We start from the raw sequence: 405 nt of genomic DNA on the forward strand, positions 1-405 counted from the left end.
GTTCATATTATTTTTGCTACTATTGGAGTAGGAATGCCATTAATGTTTGCAATCGCAGAGTTTTTAGGGATCAAAAAGAAAGATCCTAAATATATAGCATTAGCAAAACGTTGGTCAAAAGGGTATACGATTACAGTTGCAGTTGGGGTTGTAACTGGAACAATTATTGGATTACAACTTTCACTTGTTTGGCCTACGTTTATGAAAATGGGTGGCCATGTTATCGCGCTTCCTCTTTTCATGGAAACATTTGCTTTCTTCTTTGAAGCAATCTTTTTAAGTATTTATCTGTATACATGGAATCGTTTTAAAAATCAATGGATACATTTTTTAATTAGTTTACCTGTTATTATTGGTGGTTCATTCTCAGCGTTCTTTATTACTTCAGTGAACTCATTTATGAAT

At 32.8% G+C, this 405-nt stretch carries 1 protein-coding gene; it reads left to right on the forward strand.

The genetic code is table 11. The features are described 5' to 3' along the window. Positions 1-9: 9 nt before the first annotated feature. Positions 10-405: cytochrome ubiquinol oxidase subunit I (locus tag DF216_RS10650; protein WP_276318443.1), on the forward strand; the 396-nt coding region annotated here is incomplete at its 3' end.

This window comes from Streptococcus oralis (assembly GCF_004127215.1).
In the GTDB taxonomy this organism is placed as follows: Bacteria; Bacillota; Bacilli; order Lactobacillales; family Streptococcaceae; genus Streptococcus; species Streptococcus oralis_BD.